We start from the raw sequence: 5,813 nt of genomic DNA, 5'->3' as shown, positions 1-5,813 counted from the left end.
GCCGCCGCCGGGTCGCCGCCCGGCAGCTTGGGCAGGTGCGTGAACGGCGTGAGGTTCATGACCGCCCGGGGCAGGTCGAGCGCCGGGCCGAGCCAGCCGATGACGAGCGCGCCGCCGACCAGCGCCCACGCAGCCGCGGCCGCCTCCGGCACGGCGCCCAGGAGCAGCACCGCCACCGCGGTGAGCGCCCACACCGCCGGCGCCTGTGCGAGGACCGCGCCGGTCACCCGCCACACCGCCCCCGGTTCCCCGGCGGCCAGCCCGTAGCCCGCGCCCATGGCCAGACCGCAGGCGGTGAGCAGGACGGCCGACCCGGCGAAGGCGAGGAGCAGATGGCCCGCCGCCCAGCGCAGCCGGGGCACCGCGCCGGCCAGGATCGGCTCGGCGCGCTCGGAGGTCTCCTCGCCGCGCATCCGCAGGACCGCGCTCACCGCGTAGATCGCGGTGATCATGCCGAACAGCCCGGCCATGGCGGCGAGGAAGGCGTCGGTGAGGCCCGAGGCGCCGCCCATCCGCTCGATGATCTCGCGGCTCTGCTCGTTGTCGCCGAGCAGGTCGCCCGCCCCCTCGGCCATGGCGCCGAAGACCAGTCCCGCGAGCGCCAGCCCGGTGCCCCAGCCCAGCAGCGAACCGCGCTGGAGCCGCCAGGCCAGCCCGTAGGGGCCGTTGATCCGGCCCGTCGCCGGTCCGGGCCGGGTGGCCAGGAAGCTCGCGCCGACGTCGCGCCGCCCGGCCAGTTCGTACGCGGCGGCCGTCACCGCCGCGGCCAGGCCGAGCGACAGCAGCAGGACCCAGAGCCGTTCGTCGGCGAACGGCCGCACGTTGCGCGCCCAGGCCAGCGGGGAGGCCCAGGCCAGCGGGGAGGAGCCGTCGGTGGTGCCGGAGTCCCCGGCGGCCCGCAGGACGAAGGCGGCGCCCAGTACGGCGCCGGTCAGTCCCTTGGCGAGCCGGGCGCTCTCGGTGAGCTGAGCGGCCAGGGCGGCGACCGAGGCGAAGACCAGCCCGGTGCCGCCCAGGGCGAGCCCGGTGGCCAGCGATCCGCCGGCGGGCAGTCCGGTGCCGGTCAGGCCGAGGGTGACGAGGGCTGCGACCGCCGCGTTCGCGATCACCGCGGCCAGCAGGGCGGAGGTGAGCGGTGCGCGGCGGCCGACCATCGCGGCGGAGAGCAGCTCCTGGCGGCCGGTCTCCTCCTCCTCGCGGGTGTGCCGCACCACGATGATCATGTTCATGATGGCGATGAGCACGCTGCCGATGGTGAGCATCTCCCAGACGGCCAGGCCGCCGAGGGAGCTGCTGAAGGCCGGGCCGTACACCGCGCGCATCGAGCCGTTGGCGTTCATCGAGGCGACCAGCTCGGCGCGTTCGGCGGCGGTGGGGTAGAACTGCTCGACCGCCGCGGCGTTCTGCACGGCGAGTACGGTCAGCAGCAGGACCCACACCGGGATCAGCACGCGGTCGCGGCGCAGCGCGAGCCGCAGCAGTGCGCCGGTGCCGGCCAGGTCGCGGCGGGAGCCGTCACGGCGGGCGGCCGCCGCCGGCTGGGCGACGGCGGTCATGACGCCACGACCTCCTCGCCGCCGGCCGTCGCGCTCGCGGCGTCGCGGCGGCCCCCGCCCGTCCCGCCGGACCCGTCGGCCCCGCCTTCCCCGCCTTCCTGGTAGTGCCGCAGGAAGAGCTCCTCCAGGGTGGGCGGGGTGCTGGTCAGGCTCCGCACACCGGACTCCGCGAGCCGCCGCAGCACACCGTCCAGCTTGTCGGTGTCCACCTGGAGCCGCACCCGGTGGCCCCGGACGGAGAGGTCGTGGACGCCGGGCAGGCCGGACAGCCCGTTCGGCTCGCCCGCCAGCTCCGCGCTGACGGAGGTGCGGGTCAGGTGCCGCAGGTCGGCGAGCGACCCGCTCTCGACGGTGACGCCCCGGCGGATGATGCTGACCCGGTCGCACAGCGCCTCGACCTCGCTGAGGATGTGGCTGGACAGCAGCACCGTCCGCCCCCGGTCGCGCTCCTCGGCGACGCAGTCCCGGAAGACCCCCTCCATCAGCGGGTCGAGCCCGGAGGTCGGCTCGTCCAGGATGAGCAGCTCCACGTCGGAGGCGAAGGCGGCGACGAGGGCGACCTTCTGCCGGTTGCCCTTGGAGTAGGTGCGGCCCTTCTTGGTGGGGTCGAGCTCGAAGCGCTCCAGCAGCTCGCCGCGGCGCCGGGCGTCGAGCCCGCCGCGCAGCCGCCCGTAGAGGTCGATGACCTCGCCCCCGGAGAGGTTGCGCCACAGGGTCACGTCGCCGGGCACGTAGGCGACGCGGCGGTGGAGTTCGACGGCGTCCCGCCAGGGATCGCCGTCCAGCAGCCGGGCGGTGCCGGAGTCGGCGCGCAGCAGGCCCAGCAGGACGCGGATGGTGGTGGACTTCCCCGAGCCGTTGGGCCCCAGGAAGCCGTGGACCTCGCCGGTCTCGACGTGCAGGTCGAGTCCGTCGAGCGCACGGGTACGGCCGAAGGTCTTCACGAGACCGGAGACCGAGATGGCGGTGGTTGCCTTGGTCATGGTTACGAAGTTACGCTTGCTTCACAAATTTGTGAAGCAAGAAAACGGCCAGGATGGTCCGGGCGTCCTTGACCTGGAAGAATGGGGCCCGTGGTGGTGAGTGAGCAGCCGAACGAGTCGAACGAGCCGGCCGGTCCGGCCGACGGCCCGCGTACGCGGCCCTACGGCCCCGAGGTCGCCGAGTTCGTCGAGCGTTTCGCCGCCGAGCTGACCGAGGCGGGCATGCAGCGCATGCCCTCGCGGGTCTTCGCCTGCCTGCTGGCCGAGGACTCCGGCACCCTCGGCTCCGCCGAGCTCTCCGAGCGCCTGCGGATCAGCCCGGCCGCCGTCTCCGGCGCCATCCGCTACCTCTCCCAGGTCCACCTGGTCACCCGCGAACGGGAACCGGGCTCGCGCCGGGAGCGCTACCGGGTGCACGCGGACGTCTGGTACGAGGCGATGACCAATCGCGACGCCCTGCTCGGGCGCTGGAACGCCGCCTTCGACCAGGGCCTCAAGGCCGTCGGCCCCGACACCCCGGCGGGCCGCCGCATAGCCGAGACGGCGGAGTTCTTCGACTTCATGCGGCGCGAGCTGGCCATGATGCTGGAGCGCTGGCGCGCCCACCGCGAGGCCGTGCGCGGTGGCGGCCCCACGGCGCCCTGAAGCGCAACCGCCGGCCCCCGGTCCAGCCCGCCCGGAAGGCCGGTCCGGGCGGGCTCAGACCGGGTGGGCCCGCTGGGGCGGTACGGCGGGAGGGGCGGCCGGCGGCACGGTCAGGCGCAGCGCCGAGGGGTGCGCCGTCCAGGTGCGGGTGAGGACGGGGCCGGAGACCACCGCGTCGGCGCGGTAGCGGAAGTGCGGCCCCGAGACCGTGACCGTACGGGCCCGCGCCCGCACCGGTCCGTCCTGCGAGCGCCGCCGCACGACCACGTCCACCAGGCCGTCGCCCGGCGTGAGCGAGACCCGTTCCACCGGGCTGTCGAGGTCGGTCAGCAGCACCCCGTCCGCCTCGACGCGCAGCCGCGCCGCCCCGGGGCCGGGCGCGGGCCGGGCCAGGGTGCGCACCAGGGAGCGGCAGCGGCCCAGCGGCCCGCGCGCCTGACCGCCCGGGCCGCCGTCGCGCCGCTCCCGCTCCCCGTGCAGCGGCGGAATGCGCAGGTCACCCAGCACCACTCCGCCGCTGTCGTCTATCAGCAGGTCGAAGCGTCTCTCCCGCCCCTCCAGCACCGTCCGCGCCGCGTGGACCGCGTCCAGCGGCACCCCCAGCGCCCCGGCCAGCGAAACCGATCCCGGCCGCCCCACCGGCACCACCGACAGGGCGCAGTGCGCCAGGTCGCGCTCCAGGTGCAGCAGCCGCACCGCCCGCAGCAGCGCCCGGTCGTCGCCTATCACCACCGGGCGCCGGCGGCCCCGGCGGGCCAGCGCCCGCGCGGCCTCCTCGGGGCCGTCCGGCAGGCACACCTTCACTCCGGGGGAGCCCGCGGTCAGCACGTCCCTGGCGATCCGTACGGACTCCCCGTCCGTACGGCGGGCCACGGGGTCGACGAGCACGAGCAGCGGATGCGGAACCGGCACCTCGGTCCTTCCTTCGGTTGCCCGGCCGCCTGAGGCCGCCGGGGGCGGCCCGATTCGGCGGCCGCGGACGGGAGTTGGCTGTGGTGGGTACGGACGGCGGGGTCGGCGGGGGTGCTGCCGGGGGCCGCCGCGTTCGCCTCCCGTCGGAGGAGTCCGGTAATCTCTCGGTGCAAGAGCCCCTGTCGCTGTTGCGGTCAGGGGTTTCGTCGATTCGGGGCACCGGTCCGACGGTTCTTGTCAGCGCGGTCGGTTCACCGCCGACACGCACGTTGGACATGCCCCGGCCGGAAGGGGTGTACGCCTGTGCCCGCACTCGTGCTGCTCGGCGCTCAGTGGGGTGATGAAGGCAAGGGGAAGGCCACCGACCTGCTCGGTGGCTCGGTGGACTACGTGGTGCGCTACCAGGGCGGCAACAACGCCGGCCACACGGTCGTCGTCGGCGACCAGAAGTACGCGCTCCACCTCCTCCCCTCCGGCATCCTCTCCCCGGGCTGCGTCCCGGTGATCGGGAACGGCGTCGTGGTGGACCCGGCGGTCCTGCTCTCCGAGCTGAGCGGGCTCGCCGAGCGCGGCGTGGACACGTCCAAGCTGCTGATCAGCGGCAACGCGCACCTGATCACGCCGTACCACACCACGATGGACAAGGTGACCGAGCGCTTCCTGGGCAAGCGCAAGATCGGCACCACCGGCCGCGGCATCGGCCCGACGTACGCCGACAAGATCAACCGGGTGGGCATCCGCGTCCAGGACCTCTTCGACGAGTCGATCCTGACGCAGAAGGTCGAGGCGGCCCTCGACCAGAAGAACCAGATCCTCGCCAAGCTCTACAACCGCCGCGCCATCGCCGTGGAGCAGGTCGTCGAGGAGCTGCTCGGCTACACGGACGCGCTGCGCGGCTACGTCTGCGACACCACCCTGCTGCTCAACGACGCGCTCGACGAGGGCAAGGTCGTCCTCTTCGAGGGCGGCCAGGGCACGCTGCTGGACGTGGACCACGGCACGTACCCCTTCGTGACCTCCTCCAACCCGACCGCCGGCGGCGCCTGCACCGGCGCGGGGGTGGGCCCGACGCGGATCAACCGGGTCATCGGCATCCTCAAGGCGTACACCACGCGCGTGGGCGCCGGGCCGTTCCCGACCGAGCTGTTCGACGAGGACGGCGACAAGCTGCGCACCATCGGCGGCGAGCGCGGCGTCACCACCGGCCGCGACCGGCGCTGCGGCTGGTTCGACGCGGTGATCGCCCGGTACGCCACCCGCGTCAACGGGCTGACCGACTTCTTCCTCACCAAGCTGGACGTGCTCACCGGCTGGGAGCGCATCCCGGTCTGCGTCGCCTACGAGATCGACGGCCGGCGGGTTACGGAACTGCCCTACAGCCAGACCGACTTCCACCACGCCAAGCCGGTCTACGAGATGCTGCCGGGCTGGTCCGAGGACATCTCGGGGGCCAAGGAGTTCTCCGACCTGCCGAAGAACGCGCAGGCCTACGTGAAGGCGCTGGAGGAGATGTCGGGCGCGCCTGTCTCCGCCATCGGCGTCGGCCCGGGCCGGGACGAGACGATCCAGATCAACTCGTTCCTCTGAGCGGGAGCCCCGGCCGGGGAGTTCCGGCCGGGCCACTCCGCCGACCGCACCCACCGGGGGCCGCGCCGTACGCGACGGCGCGGCCCCCGGTGCGCGGTCCCGGGCGCGGACCGCCGCGCGGGGCCCCCGG

General features: G+C 74.4%; 5 protein-coding genes. 2 read left to right on the top strand and 3 right to left on the bottom strand.

Annotation, left to right across the window (positions count from 1 at the left end; genetic code table 11):
• A partial coding sequence (locus tag ACLIYP_RS28880; RefSeq protein ID WP_412716041.1) for an ABC transporter permease occupies positions 1-1,556 on the bottom strand: 1,556 nt, incomplete at its 3' end.
• On the bottom strand, positions 1,553-2,539 hold the full coding sequence (locus ACLIYP_RS28875) for an ABC transporter ATP-binding protein (protein WP_412716040.1): 987 nt from the start codon (positions 2,537-2,539) through the stop codon (positions 1,553-1,555). The genes ACLIYP_RS28880 and ACLIYP_RS28875, both read right to left, overlap by 4 nt.
• 96 nt (positions 2,540-2,635) lie before the next feature.
• Between ACLIYP_RS28875 and ACLIYP_RS28870 the strand changes: the two genes are divergently transcribed.
• A complete protein-coding gene (locus tag ACLIYP_RS28870) occupies positions 2,636-3,184 on the top strand; it encodes a GbsR/MarR family transcriptional regulator (RefSeq protein WP_412716039.1) in 549 nt (182 codons plus the stop codon).
• Between the two features lie 54 nt (positions 3,185-3,238).
• Here the strand turns inward: ACLIYP_RS28870 and ACLIYP_RS28865 are convergent, their stop codons facing one another.
• Entirely contained in the window at positions 3,239-4,096 is an 858-nt protein-coding gene (locus ACLIYP_RS28865) for a diacylglycerol kinase (RefSeq protein ID WP_412716038.1), read from the bottom strand.
• Positions 4,097-4,399: 303 nt separating this feature from the next.
• Between ACLIYP_RS28865 and ACLIYP_RS28860 the strand changes: the two genes are divergently transcribed.
• A complete protein-coding gene (locus ACLIYP_RS28860) occupies positions 4,400-5,683 on the top strand; it encodes an adenylosuccinate synthase (RefSeq protein ID WP_412716037.1) in 1,284 nt (427 codons plus the stop codon).
• Positions 5,684-5,813 lie beyond the last annotated feature (130 nt).

It is taken from the genome of Streptomyces nanhaiensis (assembly GCF_046614825.1).
Lineage (GTDB): Bacteria > Actinomycetota > Actinomycetes > Streptomycetales > Streptomycetaceae > Streptomyces > Streptomyces radiopugnans.
This window is presented reverse-complemented; position numbering and strand designations above follow the sequence as displayed.